Source organism: Telluribacter sp., assembly GCF_035998675.1.
Lineage (GTDB): Bacteria > Bacteroidota > Bacteroidia > Cytophagales > Spirosomataceae > Telluribacter.
Genome location: NZ_DASYHI010000020.1, coordinates 272,271 through 288,634, shown reverse-complemented (window position 1 = coordinate 288,634; position 16,364 = coordinate 272,271). Strand labels below are relative to the sequence as shown.

Annotated in this window: 12 protein-coding genes and 1 tRNA gene; 11 read left to right on the top strand and 2 right to left on the bottom strand. The window is 49.0% G+C overall.

The window, feature by feature from the left end:
* Positions 1-58 precede the first annotated feature (58 nt).
* The gene (locus tag VGN67_RS15315) at positions 59-1,147 is read left to right on the top strand and encodes a M23 family metallopeptidase (protein WP_327487728.1); all 1,089 of its coding nucleotides are present in this window, start codon (positions 59-61) and stop codon (positions 1,145-1,147) included.
* Positions 1,148-1,165: 18 nt separating this feature from the next.
* On the top strand, positions 1,166-1,897 hold the full coding sequence (gene bshB1, locus VGN67_RS15310; protein ID WP_327487727.1) for a bacillithiol biosynthesis deacetylase BshB1: 732 nt from the start codon (positions 1,166-1,168) through the stop codon (positions 1,895-1,897).
* A gap of 16 nt (positions 1,898-1,913) precedes the next feature.
* Here the strand turns inward: bshB1 and pdxH are convergent, their stop codons facing one another.
* Complete coding sequence (pdxH, locus tag VGN67_RS15305; protein WP_327487726.1) at positions 1,914-2,558, bottom strand: pyridoxamine 5'-phosphate oxidase; 645 nt, start codon at positions 2,556-2,558, stop codon at positions 1,914-1,916.
* A 99-nt stretch (positions 2,559-2,657) separates the two neighbouring features.
* Between pdxH and VGN67_RS15300 the strand changes: the two genes are divergently transcribed.
* From VGN67_RS15300 to ggt, 6 genes are all read left to right on the top strand, one after another.
* Complete coding sequence (locus tag VGN67_RS15300) at positions 2,658-4,559, top strand: DUF349 domain-containing protein (protein WP_327487725.1); 1,902 nt, start codon at positions 2,658-2,660, stop codon at positions 4,557-4,559.
* A gap of 184 nt (positions 4,560-4,743) precedes the next feature.
* Positions 4,744-4,816 (top strand) — tRNA-Thr (locus VGN67_RS15295).
* 551 nt (positions 4,817-5,367) lie between these two features.
* Positions 5,368-5,883, top strand: a complete 516-nt coding sequence (locus VGN67_RS15290; protein WP_327487724.1) for a Gfo/Idh/MocA family protein — start codon at positions 5,368-5,370, stop codon at positions 5,881-5,883.
* A gap of 20 nt (positions 5,884-5,903) precedes the next feature.
* Positions 5,904-6,764, top strand: coding sequence for a Gfo/Idh/MocA family oxidoreductase (locus tag VGN67_RS15285; RefSeq protein ID WP_327488410.1), 861 nt, complete (start codon positions 5,904-5,906; stop codon positions 6,762-6,764).
* Between the two features lie 249 nt (positions 6,765-7,013).
* On the top strand, positions 7,014-7,961 hold the full coding sequence (locus tag VGN67_RS15280) for a sugar phosphate isomerase/epimerase family protein (RefSeq protein ID WP_327487723.1): 948 nt from the start codon (positions 7,014-7,016) through the stop codon (positions 7,959-7,961).
* Positions 7,962-7,995: 34 nt separating this feature from the next.
* On the top strand, positions 7,996-9,744 hold the full coding sequence (gene ggt, locus VGN67_RS15275) for a gamma-glutamyltransferase (protein ID WP_327487722.1): 1,749 nt from the start codon (positions 7,996-7,998) through the stop codon (positions 9,742-9,744).
* A 523-nt stretch (positions 9,745-10,267) separates the two neighbouring features.
* Here the strand turns inward: ggt and VGN67_RS15270 are convergent.
* Positions 10,268-10,882, bottom strand: coding sequence for a hypothetical protein (locus VGN67_RS15270; protein ID WP_327487721.1), 615 nt, complete (start codon positions 10,880-10,882; stop codon positions 10,268-10,270).
* 304 nt (positions 10,883-11,186) lie between these two features.
* Between VGN67_RS15270 and VGN67_RS15265 the strand changes: the two genes are divergently transcribed.
* The 3 genes from VGN67_RS15265 (at position 11,187) to VGN67_RS15255 (ending at position 16,298) form a co-directional block, all read left to right on the top strand.
* Positions 11,187-12,557, top strand: coding sequence for a Gfo/Idh/MocA family oxidoreductase (locus VGN67_RS15265; protein WP_327487720.1), 1,371 nt, complete (start codon positions 11,187-11,189; stop codon positions 12,555-12,557).
* A 55-nt stretch (positions 12,558-12,612) separates the two neighbouring features.
* Complete coding sequence (locus VGN67_RS15260; RefSeq protein ID WP_327487719.1) at positions 12,613-15,171, top strand: DUF7133 domain-containing protein; 2,559 nt, start codon at positions 12,613-12,615, stop codon at positions 15,169-15,171.
* A gap of 68 nt (positions 15,172-15,239) precedes the next feature.
* The gene (locus VGN67_RS15255; RefSeq protein WP_327488409.1) at positions 15,240-16,298 is read left to right on the top strand and encodes a sugar phosphate isomerase/epimerase family protein; all 1,059 of its coding nucleotides are present in this window, start codon (positions 15,240-15,242) and stop codon (positions 16,296-16,298) included.
* Positions 16,299-16,364: the final 66 nt, after the last annotated feature.

Here is a 16,364-nt window from a genome sequence, read left to right as displayed (position 1 = left end):
AGTTTGCTTCTTTTTCGTATTTAGGAAATACTCTTCTACTGATTAGTACGATAATAACATGAAAGGAAAACTCATTGGTTGCCTGCTGATGATAATGTGTTTGGTAGCGTGGAATGCGGATGCCCAGGAGCGAGGTAAATTCAAAAAGAATCCTAAAATCAAGCAGAACGGTACCAATAACAACAACAGTACCTACAATCCCAATTTTCCCGTGGTAGAACCCCAACGGGAACCCGAAGCGGAATTTAAAGTCGAAACGTCAAACCTCAATTTTCAGAGCCAGTTCGAGCCGGCCAAGCCGCTCAATCCCGTCGTAAGTGAAGACACCAGTAGTATTGACGAGGGGGAAACCAATGTACTGGAGGTGGTAGATTCCATGTTGATCGGGGACGATTGGGTCAAGATCGCCGATTATTACGTGGTCTGGGATTCGCGCACCATTGACCCCTACAATATGAATCCGCTGGAATTTGATGAAACCATTGACATCAAACTCTATGATCCAACCGAAAACCGCTTCTGGAATATCCCGCTGGATAAAACCCGGACTACCTCTAACTTTGGTTTTCGATGGGGCCGCTGGCACAATGGTACCGACCTGGACCTCGACACCGGCGATCCCGTATACGCCACCTACGACGGAATGGTCCGGATTGTAGCGGTGGATGGCAGTGGTTACGGTCGCTTCGTCCTGATTCGTCATTACAATGGACTCGAGACCCTGTACGGGCACTTGTCCAAGCCCCTGGTGGAGTCGGGACAGCTGGTAAAGGCCGGCGACCTGATTGGTTTGGGCGGCAGTACCGGACGCAGCTCGGGTCCGCACCTGCACTACGAAAACCGCTACGAAGGCAATCCTTTCGACCCCCGCAATGTTTTTGACTGGGATAATCAGCAGATTAAGGCCGACCACTTTATCCTGACCAGCCAGGTATGGGACCACCTCCGGGGTCGCTCCAATAGAAGTGAATTTGAGAGCGGCGAAAAACCGGTGTTCAGCCGTACTTTACTGCACAAAGTTCGCTCCGGCGAAACCCTTACCTCCATCGCCAGTCGTTACGGCCTCAGTGTATCGGCGCTGGCTAAGAAAAACCGCATCAGTGTTCGTTCTACCTTGCGTGTTGGTCAGAAACTTCGCGTCAAATAAAGACTTATACACACAAAAATGAAGTTAGATATTCTGGCCATTGCCGCTCATCCTGATGATGTTGAACTAAGCTGCGCCGGCACGTTACTTTCCCAGATTGAGCAGGGAAAAAAAGTAGGGATTCTGGACCTGACCCGGGGCGAATTAGGTACCCGCGGTACCCCCAAAGGACGGATTCAGGAAGCCCATGATGCAGCCGCGGTTTTAGGAATAAAAATTAGGGACAATGTGGGGCTGGCCGATGGCTTCTTCCGGAATGATGAGCAGCACCAACTGGCCATAATCCCCTACATCCGCAAGTACCAGCCCGATATTGTCATTACCAATGCCGTAGACGACCGGCATCCCGACCACGGCCGGGCCGCCCAACTGGTGTATGAAAGTTGTTTTTACTCCGGTCTCCGCATGATTGAAACCCTGGATGACCAGGGAAATCCCCAGCTACCCTGGCGCCCCCGGCTGGTCTTTCACTTTATCCAGGACCGCTTTATGAAGCCGGACTTCGTGGTGGACATTACTCCCTACCACGAAAAGAAAATGGAAGCGATGCTCGCGTTCCGGAGCCAGTTTCACGTACCCGAATACAAGGCCACTGTAGACGAGCCCCAAAGCTATATTTCCACCCCCGAATTCTTTGATTTTATTAAAGCCCGCGCGGAAGAAATGGGGCACGCCATTGGCGTAAAGTACGGCGAAGGTTTTGTTACCCGGCGAATGCTGGGAGTACAGGATTTATCGGTATTTCTTTAAAAAAATCTTCAAACTATTAGGGAGATAGCCTTTCAATGGTCCAGGTGCCGTTTTCTTCGAGCCGGTACCTGAGGCGGTCGTGGAGCCGGCTGGGGCGTCCCTGCCAGAACTCCACCTGTTCGGGTAGTACCCGGTAGCCACCCCAGTGGGGCGGGCGGGGTACCTCCTGGTCCCGGAACATTTCCTCGTAGTACGCCTGCTTTTCGGCTAGTTCCTGCCGGTCCTTTATTATGATACTCTGGTTCGACACCCAGGCACCAATCTGACTGCCCCTCGGACGCACCGCAAAGTACTCGTCTGACTCCTGCTCACTCACTTTTTCTACGCGCCCCTCCACCCGGATTTGCCGTTCCAGTTCTTTCCAGAAAAAAGTAAGGGACGCATAGGGATGTAGTAATAAATCCTGCCCTTTCTGGCTTTCGTAATTAGTATAGAACACAAATCCTTTTTCGTCCAGACCCTTAAGAAGTACCACCCGGCCATTGGGCCGGAGGTCCGGCCCGACCGTACTTAGGTGCATGGCATTGGGCTCGGGTAGCTGCGCCCTTAAGGTTTCCTCAAACCACTGACTGAACTGGGTAAACGGGCTTTCGGAAACATCTGATTCACTCAGACCGTTAAGGGTATACTCGTTCCGCAAAGCTGCAATAATCGGACTCATGGGGAGAGGATAAGTTGGAGGTACTTTTACAAAATTAACCATTTCAAAGTAAAGATTGTTAATTTTGCGGATATAGGCACTTACGTAACACTAAGCACGATGGCACAGGAAGAACGCGACGCGCTCGACAATACGGAGCAGGAAGAAGAACTGACGAAAAAGTCAGACGATTCCCTTGATATGGAAATGCACGAGGATCTTGAGGTGGAAGAAACCTCTGAGGTGGCGGATTATAGCCACATGAGCAAACAAGAGCTCATTGAAGTCCTTGAAAAAGAGCATAGTACCATTACCGGTGAAGCTACAACCCCTGCCCAATTGAAAAGGGCGGATGAGGTGGTACGGGAAATCCGTCCGGTATTGGACCAAATCAAGCGGACCGAGTGGGAGGAAGCCCGTGAGAAGTACAAGTCCGATACGGGCAGTGAAGAAGGATTTGAATACAAGCACGATGAGCAGACCCACCGGATTGAGGAGCTGTGTCGTGAAATCCGGTCCCGGAAGAATAGTTTTTACCAGAATCTGGAAAAAAATAAAGAAAAGAATTTCAGCTCCAAAACCGCCCTTCTGCAGCGCCTGCGCGAACTGGTAGAAGCGGAAGAGTCACGCGAGACCGACGCGGCCGATATGAAAGCCAGTTGGGAGGAGTTTAAAAAGATACAGGAAGAATGGAAGTCAGCGGGGAATATTTCTTCTCCGCACAATGGTACCCTTTGGGCTACCTACAATGCCCTGGTTGATCGGTACTTCAGCATCCGGAATATCTATTTCGAACTTAAAGAACTGGATCGCAAGCGCAATGCCGAGTTAAAGGCCGAATTGTGCGAAAAAGTAGAAGGCATAGTCGCATCCCTGGAAAACCGGCCCATGGGCCGGGAGGTGCTGGAAGAAGCCAATCAGATTTTTGAAGAATACAAACACGTAGGGCCAGCTCCGCGCGAAGAGCAGGAAGAGCTCTGGCAGCGGTTTAAAAAGTCGTTGGACGCTCTGTATGACGCCCGACGTTCCCAGCACAGCGACCAGAAGAAAACCATGGCCGTTACCTACGAGGAAAAATCGAAGATTTACGAAACCCTGGTACCCTTTACGTCTTTCTCCTCGGGAAGTATCAACGACTGGAATGCTAAGACCAAGGAAATTCTGGCGTTACAGGATCAGTGGGTAGCCACCAAAGGCCCCATGCCACGGGAAGAAGGCAAAGAGCTGAGCCGGAAGTTCTGGGGAGCGTTGAAAACGTTTTTCCATAATAAAGGAGAGTTCTTCAAACAGCTGGAGTCGAAGCGCGAGCAAAACCTGAAGGCCAAAACCGAACTGTGCGAAGAAGTAGAGCAGATACTGGCCACCGGCGAGGACAACCCACAGAATACCCAGCGGGTCATTGAGCTGCAGAAAAAATGGAAAACCATTGGGCAGGTTTCCGAAAAATTCAAGGATTCAATCTACCAGCGATTCAAGCAGGCCTGCGACGCCTACTTTAATAAGAAGCGGAACAAGAACCAGGAGGTAGAGAAAGACTTTGAGGAAAATCTGGCCAGAAAGAAAGAATTGTGTGAGCGGATTGAAAGTGCAGCTGCCGAGGCAGGAGATTCTACCCTAAAGCAGTTGAACGCCTTCAAAGAAGAGTGGGCTTCGCTTGGATTTGTGCCGAAGAAAGACATGCAGTCCATTCAAAAACGGTACATCAACGCTATTAACACCTACGTGAGTGCCATTGGTAAGTTAACTTCCAAGGAAAAAGAGCAGGTGGTACTGGAAAGTGAAGTGGAAATGGTGCGGGAAGGGGATTCAGGCCGGGGATTGTACCGGAAAGAAAACGACATTCGCCGGAAGATTTCCCAGTTGGAAAACGATATATCGCTTTGGCAGAATAACATCGAGTTCTTTTCCAAATCCAAGGCCTCAGATAAACTAAGAGCTGATTTTGAAAGGAAAATTAAAAGCGCCGAAGATCAGCTACAGGACCTGAAGCACCAACTCACTATCATTCAGGAAGCTATCTAAAACTGAAAAAAATAGCGGCAAAGTACTTGCGTTGTAAAATCCGGCCCGCTATTTTTGCATCACCAAATCAGAAAGAGAACAAGGATAATAACCGGGTAACCTTTTTGAAACGGTAATAAAATCCTCTATAGCTCAGCTGCGGTTCGACGATTCGATAGAGCAACTGACTTGTAAGGTAACATAAGCCTCCATAGCTCAGCTGGTAGAGCAACTGACTTGTAATCAGTAGGTCGTTGGTTCGATCCCGACTGGGGGCTCTTGAAAATCAAGCACTTAACAATTTCTTGTTAAGTGCTTTTTCTTTTGACTCGCCAGTAAGTATATGTTTTCTCTTTCTGTTGTCTTTCCATAAATACCTTAAAAAGGGGAAATGGGGGCATATGTATGCAAATCACGTGTATCCTTATTTTGGCATGTACGATTGCTGTAGTACATACTATTGAATTGCGGCCCAGATTCAACAGTACACATCGTGTTCTGCAAAGAAGTATAATTACAGGTTGCATCCATATTTATTTAATAATATGATTTGAAAGATTAGAGCTCTTATCTGAAGTAAAACCAATAAATAGCAAATGGCGGTTTAGAATCCGAATCCCTCAAGACACACCCAAGCCGCTAAATCACACGATTTAACGGCTTTCTTATATACAATTATGTATTTATATGCATTTTTTAACGCTTAGGGGCGGTGTACAAATTAAGCGTGGTTAAGTATTTTTAAAAAAAGATCTCTTCTAGTACTAAGACTTTCCAGTCTTAGTACTTTCAAATTCTATAATCTAAGCATTCTTATATTAAAGCTACTATGGGCAAAATCAACGAAAATAACAGACGCAACTTTATAAAAAAGCTCACGGGAGGTGTATTAATATCAGGTACTACTACCAATATGCTTCTTGCCAGTCCAGCTGGTACTCCGCAGGTACTTCCTCTATCGAAAGAAACAACATCGCCTAATGACAATATCCAGGTTGCCTGTATTGGAACTGGTATTATGGGTATGGGAGATATCAAGGCGGCCTTGAAGGTACCGGGAGTTAAGCTAATGGCCGTAGCTGATCTTTATGATGGTCGTCTTACACGTGCCAAGGAGTTATTTGGCAGTGGCATACAGACCACCCGGGACTATTCTGAGATACTGAAGCGAAGTGACATTGATGCTATTATTCTGGCCACACCCGATCATCTTCACTCCCTAATTGCAGTTGAAGCATTGAAGGCTGGGAAAGCCGTTTATTGCGAAAAGCCAATGGTTCATAAGATTGAACAGGGACATGAAGTGATCAAGGCTCAAAAGGATTCAAAAAAGTTTTTCAGGTAGGAAGTCAACGCGTTAGCTCTATCATATATGCTAAAGCGAAGGAGCTTTATAAGGCCGGAGCTATTGGTGAGCTGAACTATGTTGAAGTATACTATGACAGACATTCAGCACAAGGAGCGTGGCAATATTCTATTCCACCCGATGCGTCGCCGGAAACTGTTGGGTGGGAACGCTTTCTTAGTAATAAAGCCCCTAAAATACCATTTGATCCCATTCGTTTTTTTCGTTGGCGTAATTATCAGGATTATGGTACGGGCGTAGCCGGAGATTTGTTTGTTCACCTGTTTTCAGGTATGCATTATATACTGGACTCAAACGGCCCAACCCGTGTCATAACAAGCGGCGGATTGCGCTACTGGAAAGACGGCCGCGATGTGCCTGACGTTATGGTGGGTATTTATGATTATCCCAAGACAGCGTCTCATCCTGCCTTTAACCTGACATTGAGAGTAAACTTCGCTGATGGTTCCGGAGGAGGTTCAGGTTTTCGATTTGTTGGAAGTGACGGCCAGATTACAGTATCCGGCAATACAGTTACCGTCAAGAGAAAAAAGATGGCAAAAGCTCCCGGGTATACCATTGACACATTCCCTAAAGCCATGCAGGAGAAATTTCTGGCGGATTATCATTCTAAGTATATAGTTGAGGCAGAAATGCTGGGACCAGAAACGGAAGAATACAAAGCTCCTCCGGGCTACGATGACCGGGTTGATCATTTTGCTAACTTCTTTAATGCTATGCGAAATAATAAGTCTGTTGTAGAGGATGCTGTATTCGGATTCAGAGCGGCGGGCCCCGCCTTGCTTTCAAATAAAAGCTACTTTGAAAAATCCATTATTGACTGGGATCCGGAAGCAATGAAGATAATAAAGTCACTTTAAGAAAAGTTACTACGACTAAAAGGAAGATCATGAGAATAATTCACCCTTTTCAGGTGAGTGTGGCTTTGTCCTGCATCGGTTTATTTGAGCTGCAGAATGATTCCTACATTAGAAGATTCAATAGTTACTACAGATCGCACTACAGGACTTTGAAGATGCCATATGGCTTGAAAAACATCAGAGTAGTAAAATCTAAAATTAAATTCTAACTGGGGACAAGAATAACTTATCGTCGATTTCTAGCCTTTTATGACCCTTACAAGACGTGCCTTTTTTAAATATTCCGGACTGGCGGCAGCTAGCCTGGAATTTACTTCCGGCTTCCTGGCTACCGAAAGCTATGCTAATGTTACAAAAAAACCATTTTTTGAAATATCACTGGCTGAGTGGTCACTACATCGCACTTTAATGAGTGGGAAATTGACCAACATGGACTTTCCCGCTAAGGCCAAAAACGACTTTGGTATAAACGCCGTTGAATACGTAGATCAGTTCTTCAGAGACAAAGCAAAAGACCGTAGCTACCTATCTGAATTAAAAGCCCGCACCAGAGATCTGAACGTGCGTAATGTTTTGATAATGGTAGATACTGCGGGTCCATTGGCCGATACAGATGATGCAAAAAGAAATCAGGCCGTAGAAAATCACTACCAGTGGATTGATGCTGCCAAATTTCTTGGTTGCCATTCTATTAGGGTTAATCTACGCGGTACAGGTAGCGCCCAGGATATGGCACTTGCCTCTGTAGATGGCTTAGGTGCATTGTCAGAATATGGCGCAAAGAATAACATAGGCGTTTTAGTTGAAAATCACGGAGGATTCTCCTCCGATGGAAAATGGCTGGGCAATGTTATCAAAAAAGTAAATAATCCTTTCTGCGGAACATTACCTGACTTCGACAACTTTTGTCTCGAACGCTCACAAAGTGACTGTATTAAGCAATATGATCGTTACTTAGGTACAGAGGAGATGATGCCATTTGCCAAAGGTGTAAGTGCTAAGTCCCGTGACTTTGATGCTCAGGGAAACGAAACCACAATAGACTATAAACGTCTGTTAACTATTGTCAAAAATGGTATGAACAAAAACTTTAAAGGTTACGCAGGTATTGAATATTCTGGCACCCGTCTGAGTGAAGATGAAGGGATACGGGCCACTAAATTATTACTGGAGAAAATTGGTGCCCAAATCTCCTGAACCTCTTATTACAGATCTGACTGACTACTACACAATGTTCCTAAGAAAAAGCTTTACCGTTTCATCCGCCTGTACTTTCCTATTCTTTCTGCTGGTCTGTCTCCCGAGCTTTGGTCAGAAAGGAGATCGTATCAGTGGCTCCAACTTCGTATCAAGAAGCCCTGTGCTGGCTACCCAGGCCATGGTGGCCAGCAGCCATCCGCTGGCTACCATGGCCGGACTTGATATTCTTAAACAGGGAGGTACCGCCATGGATGCGGCCATTGCGGCTAATGCCCTGCTGGGTGTCATAGAACCCAATAACTGTGGTATCGGAGGGGATTTGTTCGCCCTGGTCTGGTCGGCCAAAGACCAGAAACTGTATGGCCTCAACGCCAGCGGACGCTCAGCTCAGGGCCATACCCTGGACATGCTGAAACGGCAGCTCAAAGACCAGGAACAGATTCCTCTGTATGGTCCGCTCTCGGTCTCGGTTCCCGGAGCCGTTGATGGCTGGTTTACCCTGCACCAGCGTTTCGGCAAACTACCCATGGCCAGCCTGCTGGCTCCCGGCATCCGCTATGCCCGCCAGGGAGCTCCGGTCCCCGAAGTCATTGCTTATTCCTGGAGCGAAGCCTATAAAAGACTCAGTGCCTCCGAGGCGGTAATTAAAGAGTTCGAAAACTTCCGGAAGACCTTCCTGATCAACGGGCATACGCCCCAGGAAGGCGAGCTGTTCAAAAACCCCGATCTTGCCAGCACCTACGAGAAAATTGCCCTAGGAGGTCGTGATGCTTTTTATAAAGGAGAGATTGCCGCTACCATCGATGCCTACGCCCAAAGAACCGGCATGCTGCTGCGGAAAGAAGACCTGATGGCCACCAGAAGTACCTGGGTGGAGCCGGTTTCTACTAACTACCGGGGCTATGAGGTATACGAACTACCTCCCAATGGACAAGGTATCTCGGTGCTTCAGATGCTGAACCTGGTGGAGGGGTATGATCTGAAAAAGATGGGCCATAACAGCGCCGACTACCTGCATGTGCTGATCGAGGCCAAGAAGCTGGCCTTTGAGGACCGGGCCCGGTACTATGCCGATCCGGAGTTTGCCCGGATTCCCGTGACCCGGCTCATCTCCAAAGCCTATGCCGATGAAAGGCGCAAGCTGATCAGCCTTACGAGTGCCTCCCAGAAGATTGACCCCTCGGAGTCGATACTTAAAGCCGGCGATACGGTCTACCTGACTGTGGCCGATAGTGAAGGAAACATCGTATCGCTGATCCAGAGCAACATGCTGGAGTTTGGTAGTGGTATGGTACCCGATGGATTGGGCTTTCCCTTACACAACCGCGGCACCAGTTTCAGCTTAAAGCCCGGACATGCCAATGTGTATGCACCAGGTAAGCGCCCCTTCAATACCATTATCCCGGGCTTTGTGCTGAAAGAAGGCAAACCCTTCCTGAGCTTTGGTGTGATGGGCGGAGCCATGCAGCCACAGGGGCACCTGCAGGTCCTATGCAACATCATCGACTTCGGGATGAACGTGCAGGAGGCGGGCGATGCCGCCCGGTTCAGCCACTCGGGCAGTAGTGAGCCCATCGGTACCATGATGTCCGACGGAGGCAAGGTAGCTGTGGAGAGCGGGATATCAATGGAGACCCGAAAAGAGCTGGAGAAGCGGGGGCATCGGCTGACCGATAAGGACTTCTTCGGGGGTTACCAGGCCATACTTATTGACTCTGTTCAGCGGGTGTACCACGGAGCTTCCGAAATGAGAAAGGATGGACAGGCCGCTGGGTTCTAACTAAATTCGCGCTCCAAAAAAATCTATAATTAACAATTTATCATGAAAGTGCTCGAAAGTGATCACCAAAGATATTGCCTATACCTTTCCCGGCACGGGTCGGCCGCTTTGAGCTTATTTCTCAAAATACACTGTCCAAAGTATTAGCGCTCAAAATTTTGTCCCTTGATGAGTAACGAGGGCTTTGAGGTGCTTTGCCCTTGGATTTTCCCAATGGTACCAATGGTACCTTCCTGATCTTCTCAGCTGGGTCTAAAAAGTACAGAATGTAGTGGTTGGTATCTTTGTACTGTTCAATAGATTTGATTTCCGCTGGATAAGTTATAGCCGAAATGGGGGCTGTCAGGTTTGCAGCAATGTATTTGATCTTGGGAATCATGGAAGCATTGAGCCGAATAGCATACCCGCAGTTTTCCCCAGGAACATTTCATTGAAGCCATTTTCCCGCGCAGTCACTACAACGATTAAAGCCAAGAAACTGGTCATTCAATATTATGTCCCAAATCCCTAAGAATACTTATCGTTAAACCAATTTTTTTAATAAACCATCCGCCAGTTTCTGCCACTGAAACTTTGAGAATCCTGTAACAGCTCCCAATCCGACAACTAAATCCCGGGCCTTATCAGCCAGACCACTATCATGGTTAGGCTTTGTGTTTCTATCGTATATTCCTGCTGTAATTCTATTCCCCTCCCTTGTTACAGTGAAGTTACTTGTGGATTCTTCAGAATAGAAATGGGCAATGTGGTCGTCATTGTTTTGAGGGTTGGTGGTAGGTCTTACCCGAATACCCACACTTTCCATCCCGGCGTCTGCGACTGATTTTATTTCCTCAACCCTAACCCAATCATATCCGTCACCAGCAACCGGACCAGGGCCCGGAACGTCGATTTTGAAAAAATCGCCCTCCTGAACAGGTCGGTTTACCTCCGTACCCTCGTTATCTACTACCTGGAATTCCGCTGTTGCCGTCCCCGATAGACTATACCATGAATTAACATCCAGAAGTCTTTGCTTCACTACTTCAAAGAAGGCCTTGGCATCTTCAGTGCTTTCAAAATCGACAAAACTCGTGGTATCAATAATTTTCCCCGTATAATTTTCAGGAATGATTCCTGACTGGTTTTTCTCTTCCATACTTTAAGCTGTTTATCATTTTCCTATAAAACTTAATCTGCTGAAATAGGTTTTTAAACCACCTTTGGCTTATTAAACTACTACTCAAAATTCGATCCCGACCGGGGACTCCCGAAAGCTCTTTCAATTCGGTTTAGTTATTTGTTATCCTCCCTTTTTCCCCTATCCGGAAAAATATTTCCTTCCTACAAAAAGTTTCCTTTGCCATCATATTGCAATAATTGTTGACGTTGTAGGAGTATTTGCTGAGTTGCCGGCGCTTTATTCTGTAAAGGATACGTAAAAAAAAGTACCTGCTGAACTCATGCATAACTTCAATATCAACCGCCGCCGCTTCCTGCAGGGAGCTACAGCAACACTGGCATTATCCTCTTTTGGTGCCTACGGTCTGGACCTGATCAATCCGGCCAATCCCCACCGCGTGGGGTTGATCGGGACGGGTTGGTACGGCAAGAGCGACTTATTTCGCCTGATTCAGGTAGCTCCCGTAGAGGTAGTAGCACTTTGTGATCCCGACAAAAACCAGCTCGCAGAAGCCGCCAAACTGGTGAGTGAGCGCCAGAAATCAGGCAAGACGCCGCGCCTGTACGGCGATTACCAGAAGATGCTGGCCGAAAATGAAATGGATATCGTACTGATTGGTACACCCGACCACTGGCACGCGCTACAGATGATTGATGCGGTCAAGGCTGGTTCGCATGTTTACGTACAGAAGCCGATCAGCGTAGATGTGATAGAAGGGGAGGCCATGGTAGCCGCCGCCCGCAAATATAAAAAGGTAGTACAGGTAGGTACCCAGCGCAAGAGTACCCCCCACCTCATTGATGCCAAGAAAAATATAGTAGATGCCGGACTGTTGGGAAAAATTTCGCACGTGGACATGTGCTGTTACTTTCACATGCGGGCCAATGGCAATCCGCCGGTGCAGGAAGTACCTGCTTTCTTTGACTATAATACCTGGACCGGCCCCGCGCCCATGCGTCCCTACGACGGACTACCCCACATTCGCTGGTGGCGTACCTTTATGGAGTATGGCAACGGCATAACGGGCGATATGTGCGTACACATGTTTGATACCGTACGCTGGATGCTCGGGCTGGGCTGGCCCAAGCGCATTACTTCCACCGGAGGTATCTACGTGCAGGAAGGTGGCAAATCTAATATCTCCGATACCCAGTCAGCTACCTTTGAGTACGATGATCTGAACTGCGTGTGGCAGCATCGCTCCTGGGGTGCCCCTACCAACCCGGAATATCCCTGGTCCTTTACACTTTACGGTGACAAAGGTACCCTCTGGGGAAGTACCATGCAGTATGACTTCATTCCAATGGACAAGGATGCAAAGAGGATTCATAAGGACGTGGTATACGAAAAGGAAATGTATCCGGAAGATCTGACCGAAGAGCGCATTGAATTAAATGCCGCGCCGGCCACCCGTTTACACATGTTAGATTTTCTGTCGGCCATCGAAAAGAGCAGCCGACCCATTGCTGACATCGAGGAAGGGCATATTTCTACGTCCAGCTGTATACTGGCGAATCTTTCCATGGTTACTGGACGACCGATGGTGTACGATCCCAAAAAGCGGGTGGTAGTAGGTGATCAGGTGGCTACCGATCTGCTGACACGCCCGTACCGGCAGCCCTATAAGCATCCGGACCCAAACAGAGTATAGTACCTCGTTCTGGAAAAAGTAAGGTAAGCAAATTAACCAAGTTTTTATAGGTTTCATGTTCAAACGAATATATCGAATCGGTTTGGTAGGAGCCGGTCTGGCGGGTCTGATCGGATGTATGGTCAACTACGGTACCGCTAACAAGGCCGAAGAAGGTCCTTCGCCCGCCCGCACACCCGCTCAGGAGCTGGCTTCGTTTCAGATTGAACCGGGCCTGAAGGTGCAACTCGTCGCTTCAGAACCTATGGTAGAAGACCCGGTGGTCATTACCTTTGATGAGGACGGGCGGCTGTGGGTGGTAGAGATGAGGGGATTCATGAATACCATTGACGGAGCAAACGAGAAGGAACGAACCGGACGCGTGTCAGTGCTGGAAGATACCAACGGCGACGGGAAAATGGACAAGAGTACCATTTACCTGGATAGCCTGATTCTACCACGCGCGCTAGCCCTGGTACCGGGTGGGGCACTGGTAGCCGAAAATGAAGCCCTTTGGCTGACTCAGGACCTGAACGGAGACTTAAAAGCCGATACCAAAACCCTGATTGATAAAGACTACGCCGGCAGCGGCCTGCCCGAGCATTCGGGCAACGGCCTCTGGCGGGGCATGGACAACTGGTACTATAATGTAAAGTCGCGCCTGCGGTACCGCCTGATAGCCGGAAAATGGGAGCGCGACAGCACGGAGTTCAGGGGACAATGGGGCATAAGCCACGACGACGAAGGGCGCCTGTACTATAACTACAACTGGTCGCAATTGCACGCCGACCTGGTACCACCCAACTACCTTTCCCGCAACAAAAATCATATGCCTACCACGGGTATTGACCATGGCCTGACGGTAGATCGAAGAATATATCCCATCCGGCCTAATCCGGCCGTGAACCGGGGCTACATACCGGGTACTTTGGATGACGAAGGACGATTGCTGGAATTTACGGCTGCCTGTTCTCCCCTGTACTATAGAGGTAAAGCCCTGCCCGCCGAGTACTACGGAAATGTTTTTGTTTGTGAGCCTTCGGGCAACCTGATCAAACGTAATGTGGTGGAGGATCGGGGACTATTACTTACTGCCCACGATCCCCATCCCGGCCGGGAGTTTATGGCTTCGACTGATGAACGCTTCCGCCCGGTACACACAGCAACCGGACCCGACGGTGCCCTGTACGTGGCGGATATGTACCGGGGGCTCGTGCAGCACGGAGCTTATATTACGCCTTACCTCAAGGAGCAGACCCTGGCCCGCAAGCTCGTGCTGCCCGTACACCGGGGAAGGATCTGGCGGGTGGTGCCGGAAGGATGGAAACCTTCCAAACCTAAAAAACTTTCTGCGGCTACCTCTGAAGAACTAGTCGGCTACCTGTCACATGCTGATGGCTGGTACCGGGATGCTGCGCAGCGGCTCCTGGTGGGGCGCCAAGATCAGCGGGTTAGAAACTCTTTAACTGAACTGGCCCGTAAGGGAAACAACAACCTGGGACGCTTTCATGCACTGTGGACCCTGGAAGGTTTGCAGGTAATGGATCCTGATTTGCTCTTTGAACTGCTCACCGACAAGGACCCACTGGTCAGGACCACGGCGCTTCGCCTACTTGAGCCCACGGCCCGGAAAGATAAAACAGTACAGGAAAAATTAGGTGGAGTACTACTTCGCGAGTGGGAGAATGCTCCTATTGAGCAAGTACTGCAGATGGCACTCACGGCTGAGATCCTTGAACCCGGTGTATCACATCAACTCCTGGCCGGAATAGCCAACCGGTACGGAGAAACGGCGCTGATTCGTGATGCAATTCTGAGCAGCCTTGAGAATCAGGAATTCGCTTTCCTTCAGCAGCTATGGAAATCGCCGCGCTGGCAAGCCCACGAACCGGCCAAAGAAATATTTCTTGAAATGCTGACCACCGCCATAGTGCGTAAGCGTGATCCGGCGGAGCTGACGGCCCTTTTAGCTTTATTGGATGTTGACAAAGAAGCCTTAGGCTGGCAGGAAAAAGCGGTACTTACCGGTATGACCATCCAGGGTAGTAATGGTAAGCTAAGGCCGGTCACGTTGCCAGCCGCTCCGAAACTACTCAGCCGGGTGAGCGAGGAGCTGGGCCCGGCGCGTATGAACACACTGCTCTCTCTGTACGATTGGCCCGGACACAGCGCCCAAAAAGAAGGTAGTACGATAAAAAATCCGCTCAGCGAAGAAGAACAAAAGCAGTTCGCGCTGGGCAGGCAGCACTACCTGACTACCTGTGCCGGTTGTCACGGCACCGACGGGGCCGGTCTGAACCGGTTTGCCCCGCCGCTGATCGGCTCCGACTGGGTCACGGGTGATGACAAGCGGCTGGCGCTGATCGTACTGCACGGCATGGAAGGACCGGTAGAAGTAGCCGGAAAAGTATACGACGCCCCCGATATTCTGCCCGTGATGCCCGCGCATTCGTCCATGGACGATGCTACCATTACCACTATCCTGACGTACATCCGCAATGAGTGGGGGAATAATGCCGGTGCGGTCAGCCGACGTACCGTGGGCCAAACCCGTAATACTTCCCAGGGACGCGTCATGCCCTGGAAGGCCCAGGAACTGGATGAGTATATTCGTAAAACCAAAGATGCCAAATAAGTCCATTAGCACGTAATAAGATTAAACCAATGAAAAACGAAAAAGATCAAATAAAGTCAGGTACTGCTATGGACAGGAGAGACTTTCTAAAAGGAGCAGCGCTCAGTGCCATGGCTTTTTCCGTTCCAGATATGGCCGGGCATTTTAAAAGTACCAATATGGGAATCGTCGTGCATTCCTACTGGACCCGTTGGGGCTCCAAAGTACCCAGCCAGAAGTACCCCGGCTTTACCAACGCAATTGATTTAATTGACCACTGCCAGCGCATTGGCGCGGGAGGAGTACAGGTGGGGGTAAAGGACTGGACCTCGGACTTTGCCAAAAAAGTAAGGGATAAGCGCGAAAAAGCCGGACTGTACCTCGAGGGGTCCATCGGCCTGCCCCGCACTGCGGCTGATGTAGCGGCATTTGAGCAGGAAGTAAAGAGTGCCAAAGAAGCCGGTGCGCAGGTGTTGAGAACAGTTTGTTCGGGCGGTAGACGCTACGAAGCTTTCAAAACCAATGCCGAATTCCAGGAATTTAAGAAAAAATCATTGGCTTCTCTGCAACTGGCCGAACCGGTACTTCGTCGGCACAAGGTTAAGCTGGGTGTTGAAAACCATAAAGACTGGCGGGCCGATGAACTGGCGGCCTTGCTGAAAGGTCTTAACAGTGAATGGATCGGCGTTACCTTGGATTTTGGCAATAGCATAGCTCTCATGGAAGACCCCATGGAAGTAGTGCAGACCCTGGTACCTTTTGTAATGAGTACCCACGTAAAGGATATGGCCGTGGATGAATACCAAAACGGATTTCTGCTGTCGGAGGTACCCTTGGGAAAAGGGATTCTGGATTTGAACAAAATTGTAGAGCTGTGCAGGAAGCATAATCCTCAGGCTACCTATAACCTGGAAATGATTACCCGGGACCCGCTGGAGATTCCATGCCTGACCAATGATTACTGGAATACTTTTGAAGGAGTACCCGGTTCTGACCTGGCCCGCACCCTCCGCATGGTACGGGCGCACAAGTACCCAACGGCCTTACCAAAGACGTCCCCCCTGTCGGGTGAAGAAAAACTGGCCGTGGAAGAGAAGAACATCGTCTCCTGCCTGATGTACAGTAAGGATAAATTAGCGATGGGATAAAAACAGTAAACCGTTTGTTCGGTCGCTGCACTCGCCCAAGAAAATAATTTGATACCAACTACCTAA

Excerpts from the sequence above, each read along its gene's own strand:
- VGN67_RS15315 (WP_327487728.1), top strand. The coding sequence starts at position 59 with ATGAAAGGAAAACTCATTGGTTGCCTGCTGATGATAATGTGTTTGGTA.
- bshB1 (WP_327487727.1), top strand. The coding sequence starts at position 1,166 with ATGAAGTTAGATATTCTGGCCATTGCCGCTCATCCTGATGATGTTGAA.
- pdxH (WP_327487726.1), bottom strand. The coding sequence starts at position 2,558 with ATGAGTCCGATTATTGCAGCTTTGCGGAACGAGTATACCCTTAACGGT.
- VGN67_RS15300 (WP_327487725.1), top strand. The coding sequence starts at position 2,658 with ATGGCACAGGAAGAACGCGACGCGCTCGACAATACGGAGCAGGAAGAA.
- VGN67_RS15290 (WP_327487724.1), top strand. The coding sequence starts at position 5,368 with ATGGGCAAAATCAACGAAAATAACAGACGCAACTTTATAAAAAAGCTC.
- VGN67_RS15280 (WP_327487723.1), top strand. The coding sequence starts at position 7,014 with ATGACCCTTACAAGACGTGCCTTTTTTAAATATTCCGGACTGGCGGCA.
- ggt (WP_327487722.1), top strand. The coding sequence starts at position 7,996 with ATGTTCCTAAGAAAAAGCTTTACCGTTTCATCCGCCTGTACTTTCCTA.
- VGN67_RS15270 (WP_327487721.1), bottom strand. The coding sequence starts at position 10,882 with ATGGAAGAGAAAAACCAGTCAGGAATCATTCCTGAAAATTATACGGGG.
- VGN67_RS15265 (WP_327487720.1), top strand. The coding sequence starts at position 11,187 with ATGCATAACTTCAATATCAACCGCCGCCGCTTCCTGCAGGGAGCTACA.
- VGN67_RS15260 (WP_327487719.1), top strand. The coding sequence starts at position 12,613 with ATGTTCAAACGAATATATCGAATCGGTTTGGTAGGAGCCGGTCTGGCG.
- VGN67_RS15255 (WP_327488409.1), top strand. The coding sequence starts at position 15,240 with ATGGACAGGAGAGACTTTCTAAAAGGAGCAGCGCTCAGTGCCATGGCT.